The organism is Pelomonas caseinilytica (assembly GCF_021353235.1).
GTDB classification, from domain to species: Bacteria; Pseudomonadota; Gammaproteobacteria; order Burkholderiales; family Burkholderiaceae_C; genus Pelomonas; species Pelomonas caseinilytica.
Genome location: NZ_JAJTWT010000004.1, coordinates 283,163 through 306,892 on the forward strand (window position 1 = coordinate 283,163; position 23,730 = coordinate 306,892).

27 protein-coding genes are annotated in these 23,730 nt (G+C 69.9%); 10 read left to right on the forward strand and 17 right to left on the reverse strand.

Features of this window, described 5'->3' with window-relative positions; all coding sequences use genetic code 11:
* Positions 1 to 24: 24 nt before the first annotated feature.
* The 6 genes from LXT12_RS12005 to LXT12_RS12030 form a co-directional block, all read right to left on the reverse strand.
* Positions 25 to 645, reverse strand: a complete 621-nt coding sequence (locus LXT12_RS12005) for a PEP-CTERM sorting domain-containing protein (RefSeq protein WP_233392318.1) — start codon at positions 643 to 645, stop codon at positions 25 to 27.
* Between the two features lie 150 nt (positions 646 to 795).
* Entirely contained in the window at positions 796 to 2,112 is a 1,317-nt protein-coding gene (gene hisD / locus LXT12_RS12010; protein ID WP_233392320.1) for a histidinol dehydrogenase, read from the reverse strand.
* On the reverse strand, positions 2,109 to 2,783 hold the full coding sequence (gene hisG / locus LXT12_RS12015; protein ID WP_233392322.1) for an ATP phosphoribosyltransferase: 675 nt from the start codon (positions 2,781 to 2,783) through the stop codon (positions 2,109 to 2,111). Before hisG ends, hisD begins: the two co-directional genes overlap by 4 nt.
* Positions 2,780 to 3,022: a BolA family protein gene (locus LXT12_RS12020; protein ID WP_233392324.1), complete on the reverse strand. Its 243-nt coding sequence runs from the start codon at positions 3,020 to 3,022 to the stop codon at positions 2,780 to 2,782. Before LXT12_RS12020 ends, hisG begins: the two co-directional genes overlap by 4 nt.
* A gap of 39 nt (positions 3,023 to 3,061) precedes the next feature.
* Positions 3,062 to 3,817 (reverse strand): ABC transporter permease, encoded by a 756-nt coding sequence (locus LXT12_RS12025; protein WP_233392326.1) that lies wholly within the window; start codon positions 3,815 to 3,817, stop codon positions 3,062 to 3,064.
* Positions 3,814 to 4,734 carry an ABC transporter ATP-binding protein gene (locus tag LXT12_RS12030; RefSeq protein WP_233392327.1) on the reverse strand — a complete coding sequence of 307 codons (921 nt, stop codon included), beginning with the start codon at positions 4,732 to 4,734 and terminating at the stop codon, positions 3,814 to 3,816. The genes LXT12_RS12025 and LXT12_RS12030 overlap by 4 nt, the downstream gene beginning before the upstream one ends.
* Positions 4,735 to 4,877: 143 nt before the next feature.
* Here LXT12_RS12030 and LXT12_RS12035 point away from each other — a divergent pair, with 143 nt between their 5' ends.
* The 4 genes from LXT12_RS12035 (at position 4,878) to LXT12_RS12050 (ending at position 7,304) form a co-directional block, all read left to right on the forward strand.
* Positions 4,878 to 5,555, forward strand: coding sequence for a TetR/AcrR family transcriptional regulator (locus LXT12_RS12035; RefSeq protein WP_233392329.1), 678 nt, complete (start codon positions 4,878 to 4,880; stop codon positions 5,553 to 5,555).
* 14 nt (positions 5,556 to 5,569) lie between these two features.
* Positions 5,570 to 6,343 carry a tetratricopeptide repeat protein gene (locus tag LXT12_RS12040; protein WP_233392331.1) on the forward strand — a complete coding sequence of 258 codons (774 nt, stop codon included), beginning with the start codon at positions 5,570 to 5,572 and terminating at the stop codon, positions 6,341 to 6,343.
* A gap of 144 nt (positions 6,344 to 6,487) precedes the next feature.
* Positions 6,488 to 6,826, forward strand: coding sequence for a hypothetical protein (locus LXT12_RS12045; RefSeq protein WP_233392333.1), 339 nt, complete (start codon positions 6,488 to 6,490; stop codon positions 6,824 to 6,826).
* 130 nt (positions 6,827 to 6,956) lie between these two features.
* The gene (locus LXT12_RS12050; RefSeq protein ID WP_233392334.1) at positions 6,957 to 7,304 is read left to right on the forward strand and encodes a hypothetical protein; all 348 of its coding nucleotides are present in this window, start codon (positions 6,957 to 6,959) and stop codon (positions 7,302 to 7,304) included.
* Here LXT12_RS12050 and LXT12_RS12055 read toward each other — a convergent pair.
* Positions 7,301 to 8,716 (reverse strand): wax ester/triacylglycerol synthase family O-acyltransferase, encoded by a 1,416-nt coding sequence (locus tag LXT12_RS12055; protein ID WP_233392568.1) that lies wholly within the window; start codon positions 8,714 to 8,716, stop codon positions 7,301 to 7,303. The genes LXT12_RS12050 and LXT12_RS12055 overlap by 4 nt on opposite strands.
* Before the next feature lie 119 nt (positions 8,717 to 8,835).
* Here LXT12_RS12055 and LXT12_RS12060 point away from each other — a divergent pair, with 119 nt between their 5' ends.
* Positions 8,836 to 9,087, forward strand: coding sequence for an acyl-CoA-binding protein (locus tag LXT12_RS12060; protein WP_233392336.1), 252 nt, complete (start codon positions 8,836 to 8,838; stop codon positions 9,085 to 9,087).
* A 167-nt stretch (positions 9,088 to 9,254) separates the two neighbouring features.
* Here LXT12_RS12060 and LXT12_RS12065 read toward each other — a convergent pair whose 3' ends face one another.
* Complete coding sequence (locus tag LXT12_RS12065; RefSeq protein ID WP_233392338.1) at positions 9,255 to 9,578, reverse strand: polyhydroxyalkanoic acid system family protein; 324 nt, start codon at positions 9,576 to 9,578, stop codon at positions 9,255 to 9,257.
* Between the two features lie 131 nt (positions 9,579 to 9,709).
* On the opposite strand from LXT12_RS12065, the gene LXT12_RS12070 reads away from it, so the two are divergent.
* The 4 genes from LXT12_RS12070 to LXT12_RS12085 all read left to right on the forward strand — a co-directional run bounded on the left by LXT12_RS12070 (position 9,710) and on the right by LXT12_RS12085 (position 12,298).
* Positions 9,710 to 10,489, forward strand: a complete 780-nt coding sequence (locus LXT12_RS12070) for a tetratricopeptide repeat protein (RefSeq protein ID WP_233392340.1) — start codon at positions 9,710 to 9,712, stop codon at positions 10,487 to 10,489.
* A gap of 87 nt (positions 10,490 to 10,576) precedes the next feature.
* Complete coding sequence (locus LXT12_RS12075; RefSeq protein ID WP_233392341.1) at positions 10,577 to 11,536, forward strand: aldo/keto reductase; 960 nt, start codon at positions 10,577 to 10,579, stop codon at positions 11,534 to 11,536.
* Positions 11,537 to 11,612: 76 nt separating this feature from the next.
* Positions 11,613 to 11,867 carry a hypothetical protein gene (locus LXT12_RS12080; RefSeq protein ID WP_233392343.1) on the forward strand — a complete coding sequence of 85 codons (255 nt, stop codon included), beginning with the start codon at positions 11,613 to 11,615 and terminating at the stop codon, positions 11,865 to 11,867.
* Positions 11,864 to 12,298: a putative toxin-antitoxin system toxin component, PIN family gene (locus LXT12_RS12085; RefSeq protein ID WP_233392345.1), complete on the forward strand. Its 435-nt coding sequence runs from the start codon at positions 11,864 to 11,866 to the stop codon at positions 12,296 to 12,298. The genes LXT12_RS12080 and LXT12_RS12085 overlap by 4 nt, the downstream gene beginning before the upstream one ends.
* Positions 12,299 to 12,314: 16 nt before the next feature.
* On the opposite strand, the gene LXT12_RS12090 is transcribed toward LXT12_RS12085, so the two are convergent.
* The 5 genes from LXT12_RS12090 to LXT12_RS12110 are packed head-to-tail and all read right to left on the reverse strand — an operon-like array spanning position 12,315 to position 17,999.
* Entirely contained in the window at positions 12,315 to 12,845 is a 531-nt protein-coding gene (locus LXT12_RS12090) for a GNAT family N-acetyltransferase (RefSeq protein WP_233392347.1), read from the reverse strand.
* On the reverse strand, positions 12,811 to 13,860 hold the full coding sequence (locus tag LXT12_RS12095; protein ID WP_233392349.1) for an aminopeptidase: 1,050 nt from the start codon (positions 13,858 to 13,860) through the stop codon (positions 12,811 to 12,813). Before LXT12_RS12095 ends, LXT12_RS12090 begins: the two co-directional genes overlap by 35 nt.
* Before the next feature lie 2 nt (positions 13,861 to 13,862).
* Positions 13,863 to 15,881 (reverse strand): molybdopterin-containing oxidoreductase family protein, encoded by a 2,019-nt coding sequence (locus LXT12_RS12100; protein WP_233392351.1) that lies wholly within the window; start codon positions 15,879 to 15,881, stop codon positions 13,863 to 13,865.
* Positions 15,882 to 15,939: 58 nt separating this feature from the next.
* On the reverse strand, positions 15,940 to 17,331 hold the full coding sequence (locus LXT12_RS12105; protein WP_233392352.1) for a sensor histidine kinase: 1,392 nt from the start codon (positions 17,329 to 17,331) through the stop codon (positions 15,940 to 15,942).
* On the reverse strand, positions 17,328 to 17,999 hold the full coding sequence (locus LXT12_RS12110) for a response regulator transcription factor (protein ID WP_233392354.1): 672 nt from the start codon (positions 17,997 to 17,999) through the stop codon (positions 17,328 to 17,330). Before LXT12_RS12110 ends, LXT12_RS12105 begins: the two co-directional genes overlap by 4 nt.
* Before the next feature lie 105 nt (positions 18,000 to 18,104).
* Here LXT12_RS12110 and LXT12_RS12115 point away from each other — a divergent pair, with 105 nt between their 5' ends.
* Positions 18,105 to 19,178: an ABC transporter ATP-binding protein gene (locus LXT12_RS12115; RefSeq protein ID WP_233392356.1), complete on the forward strand. Its 1,074-nt coding sequence runs from the start codon at positions 18,105 to 18,107 to the stop codon at positions 19,176 to 19,178.
* Positions 19,179 to 19,432: 254 nt separating this feature from the next.
* Here LXT12_RS12115 and LXT12_RS12120 read toward each other — a convergent pair whose 3' ends face one another.
* From LXT12_RS12120 to LXT12_RS12135, 4 genes are read right to left on the reverse strand one after another with little or no spacing between them, the layout of a single operon-like run.
* Positions 19,433 to 20,335: a glycoside hydrolase family 16 protein gene (locus LXT12_RS12120; RefSeq protein WP_304622764.1), complete on the reverse strand. Its 903-nt coding sequence runs from the start codon at positions 20,333 to 20,335 to the stop codon at positions 19,433 to 19,435.
* 34 nt (positions 20,336 to 20,369) lie between these two features.
* Entirely contained in the window at positions 20,370 to 21,707 is a 1,338-nt protein-coding gene (locus LXT12_RS12125) for a GH1 family beta-glucosidase (RefSeq protein ID WP_233392358.1), read from the reverse strand.
* A gap of 13 nt (positions 21,708 to 21,720) precedes the next feature.
* A complete protein-coding gene (locus LXT12_RS12130; protein WP_233392360.1) occupies positions 21,721 to 22,539 on the reverse strand; it encodes a carbohydrate ABC transporter permease in 819 nt (272 codons plus the stop codon).
* Positions 22,536 to 23,432, reverse strand: a complete 897-nt coding sequence (locus tag LXT12_RS12135; protein WP_233392362.1) for a carbohydrate ABC transporter permease — start codon at positions 23,430 to 23,432, stop codon at positions 22,536 to 22,538. Before LXT12_RS12135 ends, LXT12_RS12130 begins: the two co-directional genes overlap by 4 nt.
* Positions 23,433 to 23,730 lie beyond the last annotated feature (298 nt).

Sequence of the window (23,730 nt, forward strand, 5' to 3'; positions counted from 1 at the left end):
CTTCGTGTAATTCCAAGACGAGTTTCAGGCCTTGCGGCGGCGCATCCAGGCCAGGCCGCAAAGGCCAAGGCCGAGCAGGGCCGGCGTGGAGGGTTCGGGCACCTGGGCAACCAGGGACACATCGTCCAGGTTAGCACCCAGTGAATCGCTCGTGCCCAGCGACGCGAAGCGCAGGGAGTTGACGCCGGATTGAGCCGTCACGGTGAAGTGGTACTCGGTCCAGAGGTTGGCGTTGCCACCCGCGGCAGCAATGGTTCCGGCCAGCGACTGGCCATTCCACAGCACACCCATGCCCGTGGTGGCGGCGGGCAGACCGACGCGCGGCGAATACCAGAAGCTGAGGTCGTAAGCGGCACCGCCGACGAGGTTGCCGAACACCTGCTCGATGGTGGTGTTGCCGTTGGTGTCCAGTTCGATGAAGTTTCGACCGCCATGGGCCGTGCCGATAACGTTGTCACGCACTTCGAAGCCAGTACCGGGGCCGCCGACGACCTGCCAGCCCTGGACGCTGGCGACGTTCATCCACACGCCGTTGGGAACGGCGTTGGCCTCGAAGCTGCCGTTCACGACGAGATTGACGGGCGCCGCGTGAGCGGATGCGGCCAGGGCCAGGGGAGCCAGGGCGGCGAGAAGACGATTGCGCATGGATAAATGCTCTGCAGATTAGGGATGGCGAATTGTTGTCGCCGGCTGTAGGCATCTCCTGTGCGGAGTTCACGGATGGGCGGGCACCCCCCGCAACTGCGCGGGCCGATGGCGGGCCTCAGTCAGGGGGGGGCGGGGCGAAGCGCTGCTTCAGGCCCGGTCCGACAGACGCAGTTCGGCGGCCCGTGCATGGGCTTGCAGGCCCTCGCCGTGGGCCAGTGTCGAGGCGATGCCGCCCAGCACCTGCGCACCCGCTGCGCTGACCGCGATGAGGCTGCTGCGCTTCTGGAAGTCATAGACGCCCAGCGGCGAGGAGAAGCGCGCCGTGCCGGCAGTGGGCAGCACGTGGTTGGGGCCGGCGCAGTAGTCGCCCAGGCTTTCGCTCGTGAAGGCGCCCATGAAGATGGCGCCGGCATGGCGCAGCAGCGGCTCCCAGCGCTGCGGCTCGGCGGCGCTGATCTCCAGGTGCTCGGGCGCGATGCTGTTGCTGATCTCGCAGGCCTCCTCCATCGAGCGGGTGTGGATGAGGGCGCCGCGGCCTTCGAGCGAGGCGCGGACGATGGCCTCGCGCGGCAGGCTGGGCAGCAGCCTTTCCATGCTGGCCTGCACGGCGTCCAGGTAGGCGGCATCCGGGCACAGCAGGATGCTCTGGGCGAGCTGGTCGTGCTCGGCCTGGCTGAAGAGGTCCATGGCCACCCAGTCGGGCGGCGTCGTGCCGTCGGCGATGACGAGGATCTCGCTGGGCCCGGCGATCATGTCGATGCCCACCTGGCCGAAGACGTGCTTCTTGGCCGAGGCCACGTAGGCGTTGCCCGGGCCGGTGATCTTGTCCACGCGCGGCACGGTGGCCGTGCCGTAGGCCAGGGCCGCCACGGCCTGGGCGCCGCCGATGGCGAAGACGCGGTGCACGCCGGCCACGGCCGCCGCGGCCAGCACCAGCGGGTTGCGCACGCCGTCGGGCGTGGGCACGACCATGATGATTTCCTTCACCCCGGCCACCTGGGCGGGGATGGCGTTCATCAGCACGCTGCTGGGGTAGGCGGCCGTGCCGCCGGGCACGTAGAGGCCGACGCGGTCCAGCGGCGTGACCTTCTGGCCCAGCAGGTTGCCGTCCTCGTCGCGATAGCTCCAGGACAGGCCGCAGGCCTGCAGCTGGCGCTCGTGGTAGGCGCGCACGCGCCGGGCCGCGGCCTCCAGGGCCTCGCGCTGTGCGGGCAGGATGGCGGCCAGCGCCGCCTGCAGCTCGGTCTGGCCGATCTCGAGAGCCGCCATGCCGTCGACGCGCATGCGGTCGAAGCGGGCGGTGTACTCGAGCACGGCCGCGTCGCCGCGCCGTTGCACGTCGGCGAGGATCTCGGCGACCCGGCCCTCGATGGCCGAATCCGTCTCGGCCGACCAGTGGCGCAGCCGCGCGAACTCGGCATCGAAATCGGCGGCGGCGGTGGAAAGGCGGCGGACGAGTGTCATGCGGAGGTGGCCGGGCGCGCAGCCGCGGCGAAGGCGTCGATGAGGGGGCGCAGGGCCGCGCGCTTGAGCTTGAGCGCGGCCTGGTTGACGACGAGGCGGGAGGAGATGTCCATGATCCGCTCCACCTCGACCAGCTTGTTGGCGCGCAGCGTGCCGCCGGTGGACACCAGGTCGACGATGGCCTCGGCCAGGCCCGTCAGCGGGGCCAGTTCCATGGAGCCGTAGAGCTTGATGAGGTCCACGTGCACGCCCTTGTCGGCAAAGTGCTGGCGGGCGATCTCGGTGTACTTGGTGGCCACGCGGATGCGCGAGCCCTGCTTGACCGCGGTGGCGTAGTCGAAGTCGGCGCGCGTCGCAACGCTCATGCGGCAGCGGGCGATGCCCAGGTCCAGCGGCTGGTAGAGGCCGTGGGAGCCGCCCTGGGCCAGGGCCTGCTCATGCAGCACGTCGCGGCCGGCCACGCCGAGGTCGGCGCCGCCGTACTGCACGTAGGTGGGCACGTCGCTGGCGCGCACCAGCACCACGCGCACGCCGTCACGGTTGGTGGGCAGGATGAGCTTGCGCGAGGTCTCGGGGTCTTCCAGCACCTCGATGCCGGCGGCGCGCAGCAGCGGCAGGGTCTCCTCGAAGATGCGGCCCTTGGAGAGGGCGAGGGTCAGGCCGGCGCTCATTGGGCGCTCCACTCATCGGGGGTCAGCGTCTTCATCGACAACGCGTGGATCTCCTCGCGCATGCGCTCGCCCAGGGCGGCGTAGACGCGCTGGTGGCGCTTGATGCGCGACAGCCCCGCGAACTCGGCCGACACGATGGTGGCGAAGAAATGGCGGCCGTCGCCCTCGACTTCCAGGTGCGCGCAGGGCAGGCCTGCGGCGATGAAATCGCGTACTTCGAGCGGGGTCGGGTCGGCCATCACGGGTCCTCGGTGGAAACCCGTGATTCTAGGGAGACCCTAGGACCTGATCTTGTAGCCCTTCTTCAGCAGGGACAAAGCCAGCCCCGCCGTGACGACGAAGCTGCTCGCGACGACGGCCAGGCTCAGCCACGGCGACACGTCACTGACGCCGAAGAAGCCGCGGCGGAAGCCGTCGATCATGTAGAAGAAGGGATTGAGGTGGCTCACGGCCTGCCAGAAGCCCGGCAGCGAGTGCACCGAGTAGAAGACGCCCGAGAGAAACGTCATCGGCATGATGATGAAGTTCTGGAAGGCGGCGAGCTGGTCGAACTTCTCGGCCCAGAGGCCCGCGATGAGGCCCAGCGTGCCCATCAGCCCGGCGCCCAGCACCGTGAAGGCCAGCACCCAGAGCAGGTTGTCCAGGCCCGGCGGAGCGAACCACGCCGTCACCAGCAACACGCCCAGGCCCACCGCCAGTCCGCGCACCACGGCCGCGCCCACGTAGGCCACGAACCAGGCCAGCGGCGACAGCGGCGTCAGCAGCAGGAAGACGAGGTTGCCGGTGATCTTGCTCTGGATCAGGCTGGACGAGCTGTTGGCGAAGGCGTTCTGCAGCACGCTCATCATCACGAGGCCCGGGATGAGGAACTGCGTGTAGCCCACCGTGTCGTAGACCTTGACGTGGTTCTCCAGCGTGTGGCCGAAGACCAGCAGGTACATGCAGGCCGTGAGCACCGGCGCCGCGACGGTCTGGAAGCTGACCTTCCAGAAGCGCAGCACCTCCTTGTAGAAGAGGGTGGAGGCGCCGTTCACTGGTGGGCTCCCTGCATGATCTCGATGAACACGTCCTCGAGGTCGGCGCGGCCGATCTCCAGGTCCTCGACGGGGCAGCCGACCTTGCGCAACTCGGCCAGGGTGGACTCCACCTCGGCGGCGTCGTGGGCCGTCACCTGCACGATGCGGCCGGTCACGCGGGCGCGGGCCGCGATCTCGGCCGGCAGCGTGGCGTCGGTCTTGAAGCGCAGCATGGTGTGGGCCGTGCCGGCCAGCAGCTGGGAGGTGCGGTCCAGGGCCACGAGACGACCGGCCTTGAGCATGCCGATGCGCTGGCACAGGGCCTCGGCCTCTTCGAGGTAGTGGGTGGTCAACAGCACCGTGTGGCCTTCGCGGTTGAGCCGGGCGATGAACTGCCACAGCGTCTGGCGCAGCTCCACGTCGACGCCGGCGGTGGGCTCGTCCAGCACGATGACGGGCGGGCGGTGCACCAGGGCCTGGGCCACCAGCACCCGGCGCTTCATGCCGCCGGAGAGCTGGCGCATGTTGGCATTGGCCTTGTCCGTGAGGCCGAGGTTGTGCAGCAGCTCGTCGATCCAGTCGTCGTTGTGCGCCACGCCGAAATAGCCGCTCTGGATGCGCAACGACTCGCGCACACTGAAGAAGGGGTCGAACACCAGTTCCTGCGGCACCACGCCCAGGGCCTTGCGGGCTGCCGCGTAGTCATCCACCACGTCGTGGCCCATGACGCGCACCCGGCCTTCGGTGGCGCGGGCCAGGCCGGCCAGCACGCTGATCAGCGTCGTCTTGCCGGCGCCGTTGGGGCCCAGCAGACCGAAGAACTCGCCGCAGGGGATGTCGAAGCTGACGCCGTCCAGCGCCCTGACCTGCCCTCCCCGGTATGTTTTCCTGACGTTCTCGAAGGAGATGGCGGGCGGGGAGGCGGCATGGGGCATGGAGCGCGATTCTAAAAGTGGGCCCTCTGCGGCCGCTGATCGCTGACAGAATGACCCGATGAACTGTCTGCCCCCACGCTCACTGCGTTCGCTGCCCCCCGCGGGGGCGCGTCAGTCGCTCCGGGCGGCCGCGCGCTCCTGACATGCCCACGCCCAAACGCCCCCGCCGCACCGCCGAGCGCATCCTGGAGGTGACGCTGGATCTCTTCAACGCCTTCGGCGAGCCCAACGTGTCGACGACGCTGATCTCGGCCGAGCTCAAGATCAGTCCGGGCAATCTCTACTACCACTACCCCGCCAAGGACGAGCTGGTCAACGCCCTCTTCGGCCGCTACGAGGCCGAGCTCAACGCGTTGCTGGCCGCCGCCGACAACGTGCGCAACGTGGAGGACGCCTGGCTCTTCTTCCACATGCTCTTCGAGCTGATCTGGAAATACCGCTTCCTCTACCGCGACCTGAACGACCTGCTCTTCAAGAACCGCCGCCTGGAGACCCACTTCCAGAGCCTGCTGGCGGCCAAGGAGCAGGCGATGCGGCATGTGCTGTCGGGGCTGCACCTGGGCGGCGCCCTGAAGATGGAGCTGCGCGACGCCGCCCCGACGGCCAACGCCATGGTGGTGGTCGTCAGCTACTGGCTGAGCTACGAATACGTGCGCGACCCGCGGCACGCCCTGGAGCCCGACCGCGCCGGGGCCGCCCTGATGCGCGGGGCCTTCCATGCGCTGAGCCTGCTGCTACCCTACCTCGAGCCCGCGTCGCGCGACCATCTCTTCAAGCTCGCGGGCCAATACCAAGCCCAAGCCCAAGCACAACAACCCTGAAGGAGACGACAGCGATGGCCAAGTGGACCGCCTTTCCCTACGACAACAGCGCCTTTGTCTACACGTCGGCCACGCTGAAGAAGCATTGGGCGCGGCTGCATGCCGGCGACGCCGAACCGCTGCCCAAGGACGCCGACGTGCTGCAGGCCTGGATCCATTTCCATGCCGGCGACTTCCAGGCCGCCTACGACGCCGGCCTGGCCGCGGGCGGCGCCGGCATCACCGTCGCGAACAAGGCCCAGGGCATCTACGCCAACTACCTCGAGAAGAAGGAGAAGGTGAAGCTGGAGATGTTCCTGGAGATCGCCGAGCGGGCCGAAGCCCAGCAGGCCGAGGAGCCCAAGAACCCCAACGCCTGGTACTGGCAGGCCTACGCCCTGGGCCGCTACGGCCAGGGCATCAGCGTGGCCAAGGCGCTGGCCCAGGGCCTGGGCAGCAAGGTGAAGACGGCGCTGGAGACCACCATCAAGCTCGCGCCCAAGCATGCCGACGCCCACATCGCCCTGGGCGCCTTCCATGCCGAGGTCATCGACAAGGTCGGCAAGCTGCTCGGCAAGACCCAGGGCGCCGACGCTGCCACCGGCCTGAAGATGTTCGAGCAGGCCTTGAAGCTCAACCCCGGCAGCGCCATCGCCATGATCGAGCGGGCCAACGGCCTCGTCATGCTCGAAGGCGACAAGCGCATGAAGGAAGCCGAGAAGCTCTATGCCGATGCCGCCGCCTGCGAGGCCATGGACGCGATGGAGCTGCTCGACATCGAGCTGGCGCGGGAAGAGCTGGAGGACTGAAGCGGGAAGCCGTGGAAACCCCGAGGCGCCGGGCCGTTCGTGACGCATGTCACGGCCGCAGCACCCGTGCCTCCGGGGGTGCAAGTCCGCGCGCCGAGTCGTAAGCTTCGCTCCCATCACCCACCCCTCCGACGAGACCGCGCCATGAAGTTCCTGATCCCCGCCATCGCCGCCGTGACCGCGTTCGCCGCCCAGGCCGGCAACAACGCCACGCCCGAGCAGGCCGAGCTGCGTGCCGAGTGCGCCAAGAGCTACAGCGATACCAGCAGCATCTCGACGCCCGTGGCGGCCAACGAGTACCAGTTCGTCTACGCCAACGGCAAGTACAAGGGCGAGGCCAAGCCCGGCCGCCTGCTGCCCTGCACCGCGCAGCAGTACGCCGCCTACCTCGACAAGGCCGACCCCGCCAAGGTGATGGCCGCCTACCCGACGGCCGCCGGCCGCCCCACCGCCAAGAAGAAGGTCGAGCCCTTCCGCCTCTGACCGTTTCAGCCGGTCACCGAAAAAAGCCTGTTCACAGACAAAAGGCGCTCCTCGGAGCGCCTTTTGTTTTGCGCTCGCGGCATCGGCAGCCTAATCTTGTGATTACACGCACCCTTCAAGGAGCATCGCCATGAAGACCTGGATCACCGCCCTCGCCTGCCTGGCCGCCTCGGGCACCGCCCTGGCCGCCGACGACGCCGGCATGGACAAGGCCCGGGCCGAGCTGCGTGCCGGCTGTGCCCAGAGCTACGCCAGCTTCATCGCCCATCAACCGGCGGGCAATGCGTCCGAATACCGGGGCGACAAGTCCCCCGGCGACACCACCCACTACGGCGACGCCAAGCCCTGCACCGAAGAGCAGCTGGCCGCCTACCTCGACAAGGCCGACCCCGCCCTGGTGATGCGCGCCTACCCGAGCGCCGCCGGCCGGCCCAAGGCCAAGAAGCCGGCGACGGCCGCTTCCGGCTCCGGCCGCTAGGCGTCTGCCCAGGGGAGCATCAACGACAGCAGCAGCAGCTTCTCGAACTCCGGCGCGAAGTTGGCGACGATGGCCTCGGGGTCGGGGCACAGGCCGCGGTCGGTGATGAGGCCGAACTGCACGCGGCCGGCATAGGTGAGGATGCTCACGCCCATGCCGATGTCGCCCGACTGCGGCACCCAGAACATCACCTTCTCCACCGTCGAGCCGCAGAACTTCAGCGGTTCGGCCGGCCCCGGCACGTTGGTCATGACGGCCGTCGCCTTCCTGGCGAAGATGTTGAGCATGGCGTGCTGCACCGGCTTGATCAGCAGGCCCGCCACCGACAGCAGGCCGAAGGCCATCACCGGCTGGAAGCTGCCCTTGAGTTCGCTCATGCGCGCCCGCACCGCGAACAGCCGCTCGATGGGGTTGGCGATGCCGATGGGTAGCACCAGCGGCACCAGGCCGAAGCGGTTGCCGAGCTGCCAGGCGTCTTCCAGCGGACGCAGGTTGACGGGCACCATGGCGCGGATCTCCTTGCCGGCGGGGTCCTCGCCTCTGTCGGCGAGGTAGCGTCCGATGGCGCCGGCCGCGCAGGCCAGCAGCACGTCGTTGATGGAGGCGCCCAAGGCCTTGCCCACGGCCTTGACCTCGTCGAGGGCGAGGCTGTCGTCCCAGGCCACCGTCTTGGCCGCGCCCGGCTTGCCCTTGAGCCGCGTGTGGGAGTCGTCGGGCATGAGGGCGAAGGCGGCCACGTCGGACACCGCCTGGTAGCCCATGCGCGCCATCTCCAGCGACGAGTCCACCGGCGTGGCGCCCCCCATGACCGCGTCCACGCCCCGCGCCATGCCCTTGCCCGTCATGCCAATGGCCTTGAGGGTCATGCTGGTCATGGGCCGCAGGAAGGCGTCGAGCAGCCAGTCGCCCTCATGGGCCTCCTGGCCCTCGGGCCCGGCGGCCCGGTCGGGCGGCGCCTTGCCGCCATCGGTGATGGACAGCATGACGGCGATCAGCGCGATGCCGTCGGCGATGCAATGGTGGATGCGGCAGATCAGGGCGCTGGAGCCGTCGCCCATGTCCTCGATGAGCTGCATCTGCCACAGCGGGTGATCGTGGTCCAGCGGCTGGGAGCACAGCTCGGCCACGCGCTCGCGCAGAACCTGCTCGCGGCTCTCGCCGGGCAGCGGCAGCGGCACTTCGGCCACCACGTGGCGGGCGATGTCGAACTGCCGGTCGGCCACCCATTGGGCCCCGAGCAGCGCATCCTCGACGACCTTCTGCCTGAACCGCGGGTACTTCAGCAGCCGCTCGGCCACGCGCTCGCGCAGTGCCGCCAGCGTGATGCGCGGCCGGATGGACCAGACGCCGACGATCATCATCAGGTTGGCCTCGGTGTCCATGCGCAGCCAGGCGGTGTCCACCTTGGACATGCGTTCGCTGGTGTGGGCCAAGTCGGTCTCCTCGAGGTGTTGTTCTGGCGGCCTAAACTCCCGGCGCCGCCGGTCGATTGTCACCAGATCGGCGCCCCTGATTCAGCCTGGAGAACCCCGTGAGCCTGAAAGACCAGTTCGAAGCCGCCGTCGCCGAATCGAAGAACCTGCCGGAGCGGCCCGACAACATGACGCTGCTGAAGATCTACGCCCTGTTCAAGCAGGCCAGCAGCGGCGACGTGGACGGCAAGCGCCCCGGCTTCACCGACATGGTCGGCCGCGCCAAGTGGGACGCCTGGAACGAACTCAAGGGCACCTCGTCCGAGGACGCGATGCAGCAGTACATCGACCTCATCGAATCATTGAAGTAGAGCCCCAAAGGCAACCACAGAGTCACAGAGGCACAGAGCCAACACGGAGAAGACCGCCTCTCTCTGTGTCTCTGTGCCTCTGTGGTTGCATTTCCGCCTTCTTGGCATGCACAGCAGCGGCGCGCGGCGCCAAGGATGACTGACATCCTGCGCCCAAGCAGCCGGCCTCAGCCCGCCTTCTTCTTCGACGGCGCCTTTTTCGGGGCGGCCAGCAGCGCGTCGAGTTCCTTCTCGATCTCGGTCTCGATGGTCTTCTTGAAGGCGCCGAGCAGGAAGCCGAGGTGGGCGACCAGCTCGAAGTGGTCGGGTGCCACGGTCAGCTCGCCCTTCACGCCGCTGCGCGTGAACTCCACGGTGTCGCTGAACTCGCCCTCGAGCACCGTGCATTCCATGTCGAACTTGCCCTCGACCTGCTCGGCCCATTTCCAGGCGATCTCGCGGGCCTTGGCCAGGCCGAGGTCATGGTCGCGATGAATGCGGATCTCCGCCATCGATGGCTCTCCTTGTTGGCTGCGCCGCACTCTACGCGAGAAGGCCCGGCCGCGGCGCGAACACCGCGGTTGCGCGCATACTGCGCCTCGCAGAGCGGGCGCCAAACCCGCCGGACCAGGGAGGATGATCCATGCGCCTTGTCGACCCCGACCCGCACGCCCTCGACCCGCATTCGCTCGACCCGCTCACCGAAGGCCTGCGGCATTTCGGCGCCGCCGAGCCCGACCACGAGCAGGCGGTGTACTGGTTTCGCGTCGCGGCGGACTCGGGCAGCACCGAGGGGCTGGCCATGCTGGCCCTGTGCCAGCTCGAAGGCCTGGGCCTGCCGCGCGACGCCGGCCAGGCCCGCGAACGCCTGGAGCGGGCCGCCGCCGAGGGCAGCCTGACCGCCCGTTTCCATCTCGCCCGCGCCCTGCTCGCCGGCTGGGGCGGCGCCCCCGATGCCGCCCGCGGCGTGGCCCTCTACACGGCCGCCGCGGCCCTGGGCCATGCCGACGCCACCTTCAACCTCGCCAGTTGCCTGGACGCCGGCTGGGGCTGCCAGCCCGACCGGCTCGCCGCCAAGGCCCTCTACCTGCGCGCCCGCGCCCTGGGCAGCCCGCTGAAGCCGCCGGGCCTGCGCGTGCGCCAGCGCGAGCTGGAGGCGGTGCGCGACCTGGCGCGGCGCTTCGAGCGGGGCAGCGACCTCGCCCACGTCGTCGAAGAGCGCCAGCACGAGATCGCCCTGATGCTCGAACTCGCCCACCACCCGCGGCGCCGGCGCCGCTTCCACGCCCGCCGCCGCCGCCTGCTGCGCGCAGCCAGCTTCACCGCCGTCGTCGCCGGCCTCGCCGCCGCCCTGGCCGGCTGGTTCGGCTGGCGCGGCGGCACTCCGCTGGCGCATGATGCCGGCCCCACGTCCATCGCATGACAGGCATCAGCCCCTCGCCCATCGCGGGCCGGCTTGGGGGCGGCCCGGCGCTCGGCCCGCCAAGAATCACCCAACAGAAGCGACCTCATGTTTTCTCTGCCCCTGAACGCCCACTTCACCGACGTCGGCCCCCTCGTCTACGGCTGCATGGCCCTGGGCGGCGACTGGGGCGGCGGCCCGGTCTCGGAAGCCGATGTCGCCCACGCCCATGCGGCGGTCGAAGCGGCCCTGGACATCGGCATCAAGCTCTTCGACCACGCCGACATCTACCGCCGCGGCAAGGCCGAGGCCGTCTTCGGCGAGCTGATCAGGCGCGACGCCGGCCTGCGCGGGCGGATCCGGCTGCAGAGCAAATGCGGCATCCGCTTCGCCGACGACGCGGCGCCGGGGCGTTATGACCTCAGCGCCGAGCACATCGAGAAGAGCGTGGACGGCACGCTGCAGCGCCTCGGGGTCGACCGCATCGACATCCTGCTGCTGCACCGGCCCGACCCGCTGATGCAGCCGGCCGAAGTCGCCCGCGCCTTCGGCCGCCTCAAGGCCACCGGCAAGGTAGCCCACCTCGGCGTGTCCAACATGCATGCCGGCCAGATGGCCTGGCTGCAATCGACGCTGGCCGAGCCCCTGGTGGCCAACCAGCTGGAGATCAGCCTGGCCAAGCTCGACGCCCTCGACGCCGGCACCACCTTCAACGACCCGCAGGCTGCCGCCCGCCCCGGCGCCATGGCCTGGGCCGGCACGCTGGAGTACGCCCAGCGGCATGGCGTGCAGCTCCAGGCCTGGGGCTCGCTGGCGCAAGGCCGTTTCAACGACCCGGCCGCATCAGCCGCCGCCAGGGCCGTCCACGAAGTCGCCGAGGCCCACCGCACGACGCCGAACGCCGTGCTGCTGGCCTGGCTGCTGCGCCACCCGGCGGGCATCCAGCCGGTCATCGGCAGCGGCAACCCCGAACGCATCCATGCGTGTGCCGATGCGACCCGGATCGCGCTGAGCCGGGAGGAGTGGTATCGGCTGTATGTGGCCGCGCGCGGTCAGTCGCTGCCCTGAGCCGTTGGCGGGCTGGCCGCTGCTCAGTGATTGAAGCTTGGCTCACAATGGAGCCTCTCGCCAGGAAAGAAAAGCCATGACGACGCTGGAAATCAAGCTTGATCTGCCCGACCGGCTGGTCCGGGACGCGACGGCCGCCGGCCTTCTGACGCCCAAAGCATTGCGCGAGATGGTCAAGGATGCCATGCAGCGTCGCGCTGCACAGGCGCTGCTGGCGGGAGCACAGCGAGCAAGCGCGGCCGGAAGCAAGCCGCTGTCGATGAAGGCGCTGCAGAGCGAAATCAACGCGGTGCGCCGCGAGCGCAAGGCGAAGAGCGTCAAGGCGGCATGAAGCGTCGGCCTCGTTGGGTCGTCGACACCAACGTGGTCGTCTCGGCGCTGCTGTGGCGAGGCACCCCGGGGCGCCTGATCGAGTTGGCCGTGGAGGAGCAGGCCGTGCAGCTATTCACCAGCCGGGCACTGCTGGCTGAACTCGCCGCGACTCTGGTAAAGAAAAAGCTGACCAAGTACGTCGCCGCAACGGGCATGACTGCCGACCAGTTGCTGGCCAACTACCGGCTCGTCGCAACGACAGTGGCGGTGCGAAACCTCGACGTTCGGGTGTCACGCGACGTCGATGACGACGACGTGCTGGCCTGTGCCATGGCGGCTCACGCCGATCTGATCGTGTCCGGCGATGAGGACTTGCTCGTGCTCAAGGCGTTCGCTGGCGTGCCTATCGTCACGGTGGCTCAAGCCATCAAGTCGAGGCAATCAGGATGACAGCCTCGGCGAGTTGTCAGCGCACTTCCCCCAGCAATGGCTGCCTCGGATGCAGCCGCGCCATGGCGATCACGTCCTCGTAGGCGCCGTTGCGCATCGCGTAGGCGCGCAGCCGCCCCTCGGGCGCGAAGCCGTGGCGCTCGTAGAGCCGGATGGCCCGCTGGTTGTCGTGGAAGACGGTCAGCTCGATGCGCAGCACCTGCGCCCAGTTGTCCGCATAGTCCAGCAGCGCCGCCATCAGGGCATTGCCGACGCCCTGCCCTTGCGACGAGGCGGACACGGAGATGCCCAGCATCATGGCGTGGCGGCGGCGCAGCTGGGCGCTGACGGGATGCAGGCCGGCGCTGCCGACCACCTTGCCGTCGAGTTCGGCGACCAGCATCAGGTCGGCCGAGCCGGCCGCGGGCGGCGTGTTCAGGCGCTGCTGCCACAGCTCCACGTTGGCGTAGGGCAGTTGCAGCAGGCCGGGAAAGACGTCGGGTTCGGCCAGTTGTTCCGCCAGGGCGGCGGCGTCAGCGGGCCGGGCGCGGCGCAGGATCAGGTTCATCGGGACCTCCCAGGCTGCGCAATGTAGCGCGCCGCTCGGCAGGCGCCAGCGGCTTGAGGCCCTCCACGGCCGCATGGAAGCGCGGCCAGTCGCGCCCTTCGCGCTCGAACAGGCGCAGGAAGGCCGGCACGAGGTCGTCGTAGGCCGAGAGGATGGCGAAGCTCGCGTTGTTGGCGCGCTGGAACCAGGCCTCGTAGCCGGGCGCCTCGTCGCGGGCGCGCGCGCGCAGGTCGGCCATCACGGCGGCCTTGCCCTCGGCGCGGCGCTCGGGCGAGCCGGCATAGACGGCAGCGAGCCGCTCGCGCCCGGCCCGCGCGAAGGCGAGGAAGCGGGCGCGTCGCGCACGGCCGCCCTCGAAGGCAGCGAGGGCTTCGGGCTTGCCGGCCAGCCAGGCCCGCGCGCCGAGCAGTTCGACGGCGCTGGCGTAGGCCTCGTTGAAGCCGGTGTCGTCGCTGACGTAGACGCGCTGGTGGGCCAGCTCGTGGAAGATCATGGCCGCCAGCTCGCCTTCCGGGTAGCGGATGAAGGTGTTGAGCAGCGGGTCGCCGCCCAGCCAGCGGCTCCAGCCGAGACTGGAGTACGCCGGGATGGCCTGCACCTGCACCTCCCAGCCCTCGGCCTTGAGCTCGTCGGCGTGGCGCCTCGCCTCGCCGGCGTCGAACCAGCCCTGGTAGCCGGCGCAGCCCATGATGGGATAGCACCAGGTCTTGAGCCTGAAGCCGAACTCGGGCGCGGCGACGATGTTCCAGACGACGGCCGCGCGGCCGAGATCGGCGTAGCGGCGATAGCTGTTGTTGTCGGGCAGGGCGAGGCGGGCGGTGGCGAAGTCGCGCATCTGCTGCGAGAGCCTGAGCCGCTCGGCAAGGTCGGCCGGCGTGCCCGGGTCGGCCAGCCAGTCGTCCACCGGCCTGGCCGCGCGCATGATGGCCAGGTGGCCGCCCGCCGCCTGGCCCCAATGGCCGACGGCGCTGCAGCCGCTCAGGAAGAGCGTCAGCAACAGCAGCAGGCGTCGCAAGGTCAGGCCGCTTCGATCTGCACCAGGCAGTCGTAGAAGGCCGGCGCGTTGCCCATGTCGGTGAGGCGCTGATGCGTCACCTCGTTGACGTTGGTGCCCTGCACCCCGAGCTTGCGCCACCACACGCCCAGGCCGTTGACCACGCCGGGCCGCGCCCGCGGGCTGACCTTGAGGCGGGCCACGTAGCGGCCGCGGTCGTTGTAGGCCGCCACCAGGCTGCCGTCGGCCAGGCCACGGGCGGCGGCATCGGCGGCATGCATCTCGATCAGCGGCTCGCCTTCGATGTCGCGCAGGCTCTTCACGTTGACGAAGCTGCTGTTCAGGAAGTTGCGCGCCGGCGGCGAGATCATGGCCAGCGGATAGCGCGCGGCCAGCTCGGGCGCGCTCTGCACGCTCTCGTAGTTGGGCACGAAGTCGGCGCCCGCCGCCTGGGCGCGGCCGTTGGGCGTGCGGAAACCGCCCTCGGCGAAGGGCGCCTCGGGGATGGGCAGGGGCTGCCAGCCCTGGGTGCGCAGCAGGCCGAGGTCGATCTCGGCCGTGAAGGCCTGGGCCACCAGCTCCTCGTCGGTCTCGCGCAGGGCCGGGTGGTCCAGCCCGAGTGCCGCGGCCAGCTCGCGGAAGATCTGGCTGTTGGGCTTGGCCTCGCCCAGCGGCGCGATGGCGGGCTGGTTCATCAGCACGTCGGTGTGGCCGTAGGCGGTGTGCACGTCCAGGTGCTCGAGCTGGGTGGTGGCCGGCAGCACGTAGTCGGCCAGGTCGGCGGTGTCGGTCATGAAGTGCTCGAGCACGACGGTGAAGAGATCCTCGCGCTGGAAGCCCCTGACCACCTTGGGCGACTCGGGCGCCACCGCCACCGGGTTGCTGTTGTAGACGACGAGGGCCTCGATGCGCGGCCCGAACGCCGGCGAGGCCTCGGCCAGCAGCGCGTCGCCGATGGTGCTCATGTTGACCATGCGCGGCTGGCGGCCGGCGAGCAGGTCGGGGCGCTCCAGCTCGGGGTTCTTGTAGGGCGCGAACCAGCCCGAGGACGACAGCAGCACGCCGCCGCTCGGGTGCCGCCAGGCCCCTGTCAGGCAGGGCAGCAGCGCGATCAGCCGCACCGCGTTGCCGCCGCCGCGCACGCGCTGCAGGCCGTAGTTCATGCGGATGGCGGCAGGCTTGAGGGCGGCGTAGTCGCGCGCCAGCCCGCGCACCTCGTCGGCCGTGATGCCGCAGACCTCGGCGACGCGCTCGGGCGGCCAGTCCAGGGCCTTGCCGCGCAGCTCGGGCCAGCCGTCGACGTGGCGCTCGATGTAGTCGTGGTCCAGCCAGTCGTTGCGGATGAGTTCGTGCATCAGGCCCAGGGCCAGGGCGCCGTCCGTCCCGGGCAGCAGCGCGATGTGCTGGTGGCATTTGTCGGCCGTCTCCGTCTTGCGGGGGTCGATGCAGACGAGCTTGGCCCCTTCCCGCCTGGCCTGGTTGGCATAGGTCCAGAAGTGGAGGTTGGAGGCGATGCTGTTGCTGCCCCAGATGACGATGAGCTTCGCACCCGCGAAGTGGCGGGTGTGCATGCCGAGCTTGTGGCCGTAGGTGGCCGCCAGGGCCGTGCCGCCGGCCGAGGCGCAGATGGTGCGGTCCAGCCGCGCGGCGCCGAGGGCGTTCCAGAGCCTGCCGGCCATGGCCTCGCCCTGGATCAGGCCCATGGTGCCGGCATAGCTGTAGGGCTGGATGGCCTGGGGGTCTCGGGCGGCGATGTCCTTGAGCCGCGCGGCGATGTCGGCCAGGGCCTCGGCCCAGCTCACCTGCACGAAGCGCGGCGCCTCGGTCTTACGGCCGACGCGCTTGAGGGGATGCAGCACGCGCTCGGGGTGGTAGGTGCGCTCGGGATAACGCGACACCTTGGTGCACAGGGCGCCGTGCGTGCTGGGATGCTCGGCCCGGCCCTGGACCTTGACGACGCGTTCGTTCTCGACGGTCACCTGCAGGGCGCAGGTGTCAGGGCAGTCGTGAGGGCAGGCGCCGTAGACGGTGCGGGTGGTCATGGTGTTGCGGCGGTCGGATCGGACAGCGCCGATTGTCGCCACTCGGCGGGAAGACCCTTCAGACCGCGGGCAAGGTGAGGCGCGCGATGCAGCCGTGCGGCGCGGCGGGCAGCAGCTCGGCGCTGCCGCCATGGCGCTCCGCGATCTCGCGCACGATGGCCAGGCCCAGGCCACAGCCTTCGCCCTGCGTCGAGCCCCGCACGAAGCGCTCGAAGGCGCGCTCGCGCAGCTCGGGCGCGAGGCCGGGGCCGTTGTCCTCGACGTCCAGCCAGATGTCGTCCCCCGCCCGGCGCACCCGGACGGTCACGGTCGCGCCCCGGCCCGCGTAGCGCAGGGCGTTGTCGATGAGGTTGACCAGGGCCTCGCGAAGCAGCAGCGCCACCCCCTGCGCATGCAGGGGCCCGAGGCCGATGTCGGCGCCGAGGTCGCAGCCGGCGGCCAGGGCACGCGGCACCCACTCGGCCGTGACGTCGTGCACCAGTTGGCCGCAGTCCACGTCGGCCCAGCCCTGGGCGGCAACGGCCTCGGGGTCGGTGCGGGCCAGCACCAGCAGTTGCGACACCAGGCGCGCGCCGCGCACGGCGCTCTCGTGCACGCGTTCCAGGCGCTGGCGCAGCGCCGGGTCAGCCGTGGCGTCGACGGCCTGCAGGGCCAGCTCCGTCTGGCTCTTGAGGCCGGCCAGCGGCGTGCGCAGCTGGTGGGCCGCGTCGCTGATGAAGCGGCGCTGCACGGCAAGGTTCTGCTGCACCTGGCCGAGCAGCTCGTTGACGGCACCGGCCAGCGCCTTCACCTCGGGCGGCGCGGACTGCAGCTGCACGGGGTCGAGGGCGTCGGCGCGGCGGCCTTCCATCTGGCTCTGCAGCTCGGCCAACGGACGCAGGCCGCGGCGGATGCCGGCCCACACGCCCATGCTCATCAGCGCGATGAGGACGGACAGCGGCAAGGCCGTGTCCAGCAGCATGCGCCGCGCCAGCAGCTCGCGCGGCGCGCTGGAGCGGGCCACCTGCACGCGCAGGGCCGAGTCGGCGGCGCCGGCCGCGGCCAGGTGCAGGTCCAGCGAGACCACGCGCATGGGCTCGGGCACCGTCGCGTCGTAGAACACCGGCTCGCCCACCGCGGCCGCACGCGGCGGCTCGGGCAGCCGCATGTCGCCGAGCAGGAGCTGGCCGGGCGGCGAACTGACGCGGTAGGTGACGCGGTCCTGCGGGTCGGCGGTCAGGATGTCCTGGGCCGAGCGCGGCAGGTCGATGAAGATGCCGGTGGCCGTCGGCTTGATCTGGCGGGCCAGGGCCCGGGCGGCCTGCAGCAGGCTCTCGTCCACCAGCTCGTCGGCGTGGCGGCTGGCGAGGCGGTAGGCACCGAAGGCAGCCACCAGCCACAGCACCACCTGGGGCAGCAGCAGCCACAGCAGCAGCTGCCGGTGCAGGGAGCGCCCGGCCGGCGGGCTCACGATGCCGACGAGGCCGCCTCGAGCAGGTAGCCCAGGCCGCGCACCGTGCGCACCGCCAGGCCCGAGCCTTCCAGCTTCTTGCGCAGGCGGTGGATGTAGACCTCGATGGAGCCGCCGCCCGTGCCGTCGTCGCTGTCCCAGGCCTGCAGGATCTGCGGCTTGGTGACGACGCGGTCGCGCTCGGTGACCAGCAGATCGAGCAGGGCCCATTCGCGCGGGCTGAGCTCCAGGGCCTCGCCGGCTACGCTGGCGCGGCGGGCGGCGCGGTCCAGGCTGAGGCGGCGCAGCTGCTGGGCCTGCGAAGCCGGCCGGCTGCGCCGCATCAGGGCATGCAGCCGGGCCTCCAGCTCGGGAAAGTCGAAGGGCTTGGTGAGGTAGTCGTCGGCCCCGGCCTGCAGGCCGGCGACGCGGTGCTCCAGCGCGTCGAGCGCCGTCAGCACCAGGATGGGCAGGGTGCGGCCCGCCTCGCGCACGCGCTTGAGCACGGTGAGGCCGTCGACCAGGGGCAGGCCGAGGTCGAGGATGGCGACGTCGAAGTCCTGCTTGCGCAGCAGGTATTCGGCGACCGCCCCGTTCTCGGCCCACTCGACCTTGAACGAGGCGTTCAGCAACTGCTGCTGCAGCGCGTCGGCCAGCAGGGTGTCGTCTTCGGCTAGCAGCACGTTCATGGGAACCACTGTAGTCTCGGCCGGCCTCATGGTTAATCCGCTTTTAAGTTTATTAATTGCCGGTAATCATGCGCGCGACAGCACACGACTCCGCAGGAGACCGCCTTGACCCGCGTCCACATCCAGGACCTCAGCATCCGCTTCGGCAACCATGAGGTCATCAAGGGCCTCGACCTCGACGTGCACAGCGGCGAGTTCCTCGTGCTGCTCGGTCCCTCGGGCTGCGGCAAGTCGACGCTGCTGCACACCATCGCGGGGCTCAACCCGGTCAGCGGCGGCAGCATCCGTATCGGCGAGCAGGACATGACCCAGGCCGAGCCCAGCCAGCGCGGCGTCGGCATGGTGTTCCAGAGTTATGCCCTCTACCCGACGATGACGGTGAAGGAGAACCTCGCCTTCCCGCTCAAGATGGCCAAGATGGGCAAGGCCGAGACCGAGAAGCGCGTGGCCGCCGCGGCCGAGATGCTGCAGCTCGGCCCCCTGCTGGAGCGCCGCCCCGGCCAGCTCTCGGGCGGCCAGCGCCAGCGCGTGGCCATCGGCCGGGCCGTGGTGCGCGAGGCCAAGGTGCTGCTACTGGACGAGCCCCTGTCCAATCTGGACGCCAAGCTGCGCACCGACCTGCGGCGCGAGCTCAAGACCCTGCATGCCCGCCTGGGCAACACCATGATCTACGTGACGCACGACCAGGTCGAGGCCATGACGCTGGCCACGCGCATCGTCGTCATGCACCAGGGCGTCATCCAGCAGATCGGCACGCCGGCCGAGGTCTACGACAAGCCCGACAACCTGCGCGTGGCCGGCTTCGTCGGTTCGCCCGCCATCAACCGCATCGAGGGCCGGGTGGGCGAAGGCGGCCAGTTCGTCGCGCCGGGCCTGAGCCTGCCGCTGCCGGCCGGCCTGGCTTCGCGTCCGCAGGGCGAGGTGCTGACTCTGGCCGTGCGGCCCGAGAACGTGCGGCTGGGCAGCGGCCAGCCCTTCTCCGCCGACATCCAGCTCATCGAGCCCCTGGGCAACCAGCACGTCGTCTGGATGAACTGCGCCGGCACCACGGTCTCGGCCGTGCTGCCGGGGCAGCCTGAGGTGGCGGACGGCGCCCGCGTCGCCTTCGGCTTCGACGCGGCCAAGATGCTGTGGTTCGATGCCGAGGGGACCCGGCTGGAAGTTCCGGCCCAGGCCTAGTCCGGGCCGGCGCGGGGCCTCGATGGCGCCCCGCCCGGCCGGCAGGCGGGCCTCTTCAGTTCTCCATGGTGCTGCGCGCCACCCGCAGCCGAGGAAACAGGGTATTTGCGGGCCGAGCGCTGGGCCGCTCCCGAGCCGGCCCGCGCTGGCGATGTGCTTGCGGCTCGATACCGCAAGCATCGCCGCCCCCTCGGGGGGCGGACCAGACCCGCGCCGCGTTCAGCGCGCGGGGTTGGGCCGGGGGCTGTCTTACTTCAGTTTTCCTTGTAGACCCTCACCCAGTCCACCTTCATCTGCGCCGGGAAGACGGTGTTGGCGTCCGGCGAGCCGGGCCAGTCGCCGCCGATGGCGAGGTTGAGGATGACGAAGAAGGGCTTCTCGAAGACCCAGTTGGCGCCCGCCGGCAGCGAGGCCGGCGTGAGGCGGTGGTAGTCCTTGCCGTCGACCTGCCAGATGATCTCGTTGGGGCGCTTGATGATGGTGTAGGTGTGGAAGTCGGCCGACACCGCCGAGCCCAGGTCGTAGGGCTTGTTGATGCCCTGGGCGCCCGAGTAGCCGGGGCCGTGCAGGGTGCCGTAGACGGTGTTGGGCGTCTTGCCGACGAATTCCATGATGTCGATCTCGCCCGAGTTGGGCCAGCCGGCCGTGGCGAGGTCGGTGCCCAGGGCCCAGAAGGCCGGCCAGATGCCGGCGCCGGCCGGCAGCTTCATGCGCGCCTCGACCTTGCCGTAGGTGAAGCCGACCTTGCCGTTGGTGTGGATGCGGGCCGAGGTGTAGGGGCAGGGCGAGCCGTTCCAGCAGGGGCCGGGGTTGCTGGCCTTCTCCGCGGTGATGACGAGCATGCCGTTGCCGTCGGTCTGGGCGTTGCGGGCGCTGGAGGTGTAGTACTCCAGCTCGTGGTTGCCCCAGCCGCTGTTCTCGGCGTTGCCGAGGTCGTAGTTCCAGTTGGCGGCATTGGGCACGGCACCGGCGGCGCCGTCGAACTCGTCGCTCCAGACGAGGGTCCAGCTGTTCGACGGCGCCGGGGTCGAGGCCGCAGGGGCCGGGGCCGGCGCGGCCGTGGCGGAGCCGCCACCGCCACCGCAGGCGGTCAGCACGGCGGCGAAGGCAGGCAGCAGGCCTCGCCAGGGGCGGGGTGGGCGGGCGATGTCGTTCATGCGGTGGTCTCCATGGTCGTTGGATGAGGTGGGCTCAGCCGCGCCAGGCGCGGATGAAGTCGCGGTACCAGTCGGCGCTGGCCTTGGGCGTGCGGGCGAGGGTGGCGTAGTCGACGTGGACGATGCCGAAGCGCTTCTCGTAGCCACTGGCCCATTCGAAGTTGTCCATCAGGCTCCACACCATATAGCCTGCCATCGGCACGCCCTGGCGCAGGGCGGCGGCCACGGCGGCGATGTGGTCGCGCAGGTAGGCGGTGCGGTCGGCGTCCTGCACGCGACCGTCGACGACGGCCTCGTCCTTGAAGGCCGCGCCGTTCTCGGTGATGTAGACCGGCGGCAGGCCGGGGTAGTCGCGGTGCAGCAGCAGCAGCAGGTCGGTCAGGCCCTCGGGGTAGACCTCCCAGCCCATGTCAGTGATGGGCAGGCCGCGGTCGCCAGCCTTCCATTCCTGGCCATCCGCCGAGACGACGGAGCGGGTGTAGTAGTTGACGCCGAGGTAGTCCATGGGCTGGGCGATCGATCGCATGTCGCCGGGCTCGACGACGGGCGCGTCCGCGCCGAGCTCGGCCATGACCTCGTCGGGATAGGCGCCCTTGAACAGCGGGTCGGCATACCAGCGCCGGCCGCGGGCGTCGGCCATGCGGGCGGCGGCGATGTCCTCGGGCATGGCGGTGGCCGGCATGCAGGACGAGAGGTTGAGCACGATGCCCAGGCGGCTCTTGGCGCCGTCGGCCCGCAGCGCCTGCAGGGCCAGGCCGTGGCTGAGCAGCAGGTGATGGCAGACCTGCGTGGCGATCTTGCGGCTCTTGATGCCCGGAGCGAAGTTGCCCTGCTCATGGCCCAGCACGGCGACGACCCAGGGCTCGTTGTGCGTGGTGATGCCGTCCAGCCGGTCGCCCAGGCGGGCCTGCACGTGGCGGGCGTAGTCGACGAAGCGGTGCACGGTGTCGCGGTCGTTCCAGCCGCCGCGGTCCTGCAGGCCCTGCGGCAGGTCCCAGTGGTTGAGCGTGGCGAAGGCGCGGATGCCGCGGCGCTGGAGGCCGTCGACGAGGCGCTCGTAGAAATCCAGGCCCTTCGGGTTCCAGTCGCCATGGCCCAGCGGCTGCACGCGCGGCCAGGCGATGGAGAAGCGGTAGCAGTCGACGCCGAGCGAGGCGATGAGGTCGAGGTCGGCGTCCAGGCGGTGGTAGTGGTCGCAGGCGACGTCGCCATTGCTCGCGTCGGCGATGGCGCCGGGCTGGCGGCAGAAGCGGTCCCAGATCGACTCGCCCTTGCCGTCCTCGCGGGCGGCGCCTTCGATCTGGAAGCTGCTGGTGGCCACGCCCCAGACGAAATCGGGAGGGAACTGGCGATGCAGGGGAGCTTGGGACATGGGAAGGTCGTTGTTATTTGACGGCGCCGGCCGTGAGGCCCGCGATCAGTTGGCGCGAGGAGATGACGAAGAGGACGAGCAGGGGCAGCGTGGCGATGGCCGAGCCGGCCATCAGCGCCCCCCATTCCGTGCTGGTGGTGCTGAAGAGGCTGCGCAGGGCCAGCGGCAGCGTGTAGTTCTCGGCCGAGCGCATGACGATCAGCGGGTTCATGAAGTTGTTCCATGAACTGATGAAGGTGATGAGGCCGAGCGTGCCCAGGGCGGGCTTCATCAGCGGCAGGGCGATGCGCCAGTAGATGCCCAGTTCGCTGGCGCCGTCGATGCGCGCCGCGTTGAGCAGCTCCCGCGGCACGGTCGAGGCGGCGAACTGGCGCATCAGGAAGATGCCGAAGGCGCTGGCGGCGCCCGGCAGGTACAGCGCCCGGTGGGTGTCGATCCAGCCCAGGGCGTCCATGACCATGAAGCTCGGGATCATGTTCATGAAACTGGGCACCATCATGGTGGCCATCACCAGGGCGAAGAGGGCCTTCTTGAAGCGGAACTCCAGCATCGCGAAGGCATAGCCCGCCATGGAGCAGAACAGCAGCGTCAGCGCCGTGGACATCAGGCCGACGTAGAGGCTCCAGCCGACGTTCTTCCAGAACGGCAGCCGCGTCGTCAGCACCTTGATGTTGTTCAGCAGCTCGCCGCTGAACCACAGCGGCGGCGGCACGTTGAAGATGTCCGTGCGCGACTGGGTGGCGAACACGAACATGAAGTAGAAGGGCGCGAGCATGATGAGCGCGCCGACGGCGACGATGGCATAGGCCGCGAACCGGGGCAGCGTCTTCATGCCTGCACCTGCCGGTCGGCGAAGGCCTTGTTCGTGAGCCAGGTCAGCAAGGCGATGAGGCCGAACATGATCCAGGCCAGGGCGCTGGCGCCGCCGAAGTCGCTGAAGTCGAAGGCCAGGCGGTAGAGGTAGATGGCCACGGTCATGGCCTGCTGGTCGGCGCCGCCCTTGCCGTTGGTGAGGATGAAGGGCTCCTCGAAGAGCTGCAGGCCGCCGATGATGGACAGCGTCACGCCGAAGAGGATCATGGGCTTGAGCGCGGGTAGCGTGATGCGCCGGAACTGCTGCCAGGCCCCCGCGCCGTCGAGCCGCGCCGCCTGGTAGAGGTCGTGCGGGATGGTCTGCAGGGCGGCCAGGTAGAGCACGAGGTTGAAACCCACGTAGCGCCAGAACACGATGAGGGCCACGGCGGGTTTGATGGCCTCGGGCGAGCGCATCCAGTTGATGTGCTCGATGCCGAAGAGGGCATGCAGGGCCTGGTTGACCAGGCCGTAGTCCGTCGAGAACAGCGAGCCGAACAACATGGCGATGGCGACGGTGGAGGTGATGTAGGGCAGGAAGTAGGCGCCCGAGAAGAGGCCGCGCCAGCAGCCGAAGGACTGGTGCAGGAAGACGGCCAGCGGCAGGGCCACGAGGTGCTGCGGCAGGCCTGAGGCCACGGCGAGCCACAGCGTGTTGCGCAGGGCCTTCCAGAACCAGCCGTCGGTCAGCGCGAACACGAAGTTCGACAGGCCGACGAACTTCATCGACTCGATGCCGCTGGTGGGCTCCCAGGACTGGAAGGCCAGCCAGGCTGAGAACACGAGCGGGAACAGGCCGAAGACGGCGAAGAGGATGAGGAAGGGGCTGACCAGGAGGTAGGGGGCCCAGCGGCTGGGGATGCGCAGGGTCATGTGCTCTCCTCGACTGGTGGGACGGGGTGGTCGGTTGCTTTTGCGGGGCGCCTGATCGCTCGAGGTGGGAAGTCCGAGCGGGTTGCTCTTGCGTGCAGCGTCTTGTTGCGAAGGCCCATGCCGGGAGTTCGCCCCGGCGGGCGACCTACTTTCTGGCCCGCCAGAAAGTAGGCAAAGAGCGGCCCCTGCAAAACCGCCCCTTCGGGGTGCCCTGCGTGCCTTGCCGCTTGCAAGCGGCAAGTCCCTCGGCAGGCGTCGCGCAGTGCGCAGGCACTGCACTCGGTCCTGCCTCGGTGCG

What these genes read in the sequence shown, in the direction of transcription:
- LXT12_RS12125 (WP_233392358.1), bottom strand. Translation starts at nt 21,707, where the DNA reads ATGTCCCAAGCTCCCCTGCATCGCCAGTTCCCTCCCGATTTCGTCTGG.
- LXT12_RS12050 (WP_233392334.1), top strand. Translation starts at nt 6,957, where the DNA reads ATGAAGACCTGGATCACCGCCCTCGCCTGCCTGGCCGCCTCGGGCACC.
- LXT12_RS12045 (WP_233392333.1), top strand. Translation starts at nt 6,488, where the DNA reads ATGAAGTTCCTGATCCCCGCCATCGCCGCCGTGACCGCGTTCGCCGCC.
- LXT12_RS12020 (WP_233392324.1), bottom strand. Translation starts at nt 3,022, where the DNA reads ATGGCCGACCCGACCCCGCTCGAAGTACGCGATTTCATCGCCGCAGGC.
- LXT12_RS12130 (WP_233392360.1), bottom strand. Translation starts at nt 22,539, where the DNA reads ATGAAGACGCTGCCCCGGTTCGCGGCCTATGCCATCGTCGCCGTCGGC.
- LXT12_RS12055 (WP_233392568.1), bottom strand. Translation starts at nt 8,716, where the DNA reads ATGTCCAAGGTGGACACCGCCTGGCTGCGCATGGACACCGAGGCCAAC.
- LXT12_RS12070 (WP_233392340.1), top strand. Translation starts at nt 9,710, where the DNA reads ATGCGCCTTGTCGACCCCGACCCGCACGCCCTCGACCCGCATTCGCTC.
- LXT12_RS12080 (WP_233392343.1), top strand. Translation starts at nt 11,613, where the DNA reads ATGACGACGCTGGAAATCAAGCTTGATCTGCCCGACCGGCTGGTCCGG.
- LXT12_RS12090 (WP_233392347.1), bottom strand. Translation starts at nt 12,845, where the DNA reads ATGAACCTGATCCTGCGCCGCGCCCGGCCCGCTGACGCCGCCGCCCTG.
- LXT12_RS12100 (WP_233392351.1), bottom strand. Translation starts at nt 15,881, where the DNA reads ATGACCACCCGCACCGTCTACGGCGCCTGCCCTCACGACTGCCCTGAC.
- LXT12_RS12030 (WP_233392327.1), bottom strand. Translation starts at nt 4,734, where the DNA reads ATGCCCCATGCCGCCTCCCCGCCCGCCATCTCCTTCGAGAACGTCAGG.
- LXT12_RS12035 (WP_233392329.1), top strand. Translation starts at nt 4,878, where the DNA reads ATGCCCACGCCCAAACGCCCCCGCCGCACCGCCGAGCGCATCCTGGAG.
- LXT12_RS12040 (WP_233392331.1), top strand. Translation starts at nt 5,570, where the DNA reads ATGGCCAAGTGGACCGCCTTTCCCTACGACAACAGCGCCTTTGTCTAC.
- LXT12_RS12065 (WP_233392338.1), bottom strand. Translation starts at nt 9,578, where the DNA reads ATGGCGGAGATCCGCATTCATCGCGACCATGACCTCGGCCTGGCCAAG.
- LXT12_RS12135 (WP_233392362.1), bottom strand. Translation starts at nt 23,432, where the DNA reads ATGACCCTGCGCATCCCCAGCCGCTGGGCCCCCTACCTCCTGGTCAGC.
- LXT12_RS12075 (WP_233392341.1), top strand. Translation starts at nt 10,577, where the DNA reads ATGTTTTCTCTGCCCCTGAACGCCCACTTCACCGACGTCGGCCCCCTC.
- LXT12_RS12085 (WP_233392345.1), top strand. Translation starts at nt 11,864, where the DNA reads ATGAAGCGTCGGCCTCGTTGGGTCGTCGACACCAACGTGGTCGTCTCG.
- hisG (WP_233392322.1), bottom strand. Translation starts at nt 2,783, where the DNA reads ATGAGCGCCGGCCTGACCCTCGCCCTCTCCAAGGGCCGCATCTTCGAG.
- LXT12_RS12005 (WP_233392318.1), bottom strand. Translation starts at nt 645, where the DNA reads ATGCGCAATCGTCTTCTCGCCGCCCTGGCTCCCCTGGCCCTGGCCGCA.
- LXT12_RS12110 (WP_233392354.1), bottom strand. Translation starts at nt 17,999, where the DNA reads ATGAACGTGCTGCTAGCCGAAGACGACACCCTGCTGGCCGACGCGCTG.
- LXT12_RS12120 (WP_304622764.1), bottom strand. Translation starts at nt 20,335, where the DNA reads ATGAACGACATCGCCCGCCCACCCCGCCCCTGGCGAGGCCTGCTGCCT.
- hisD (WP_233392320.1), bottom strand. Translation starts at nt 2,112, where the DNA reads ATGACACTCGTCCGCCGCCTTTCCACCGCCGCCGCCGATTTCGATGCC.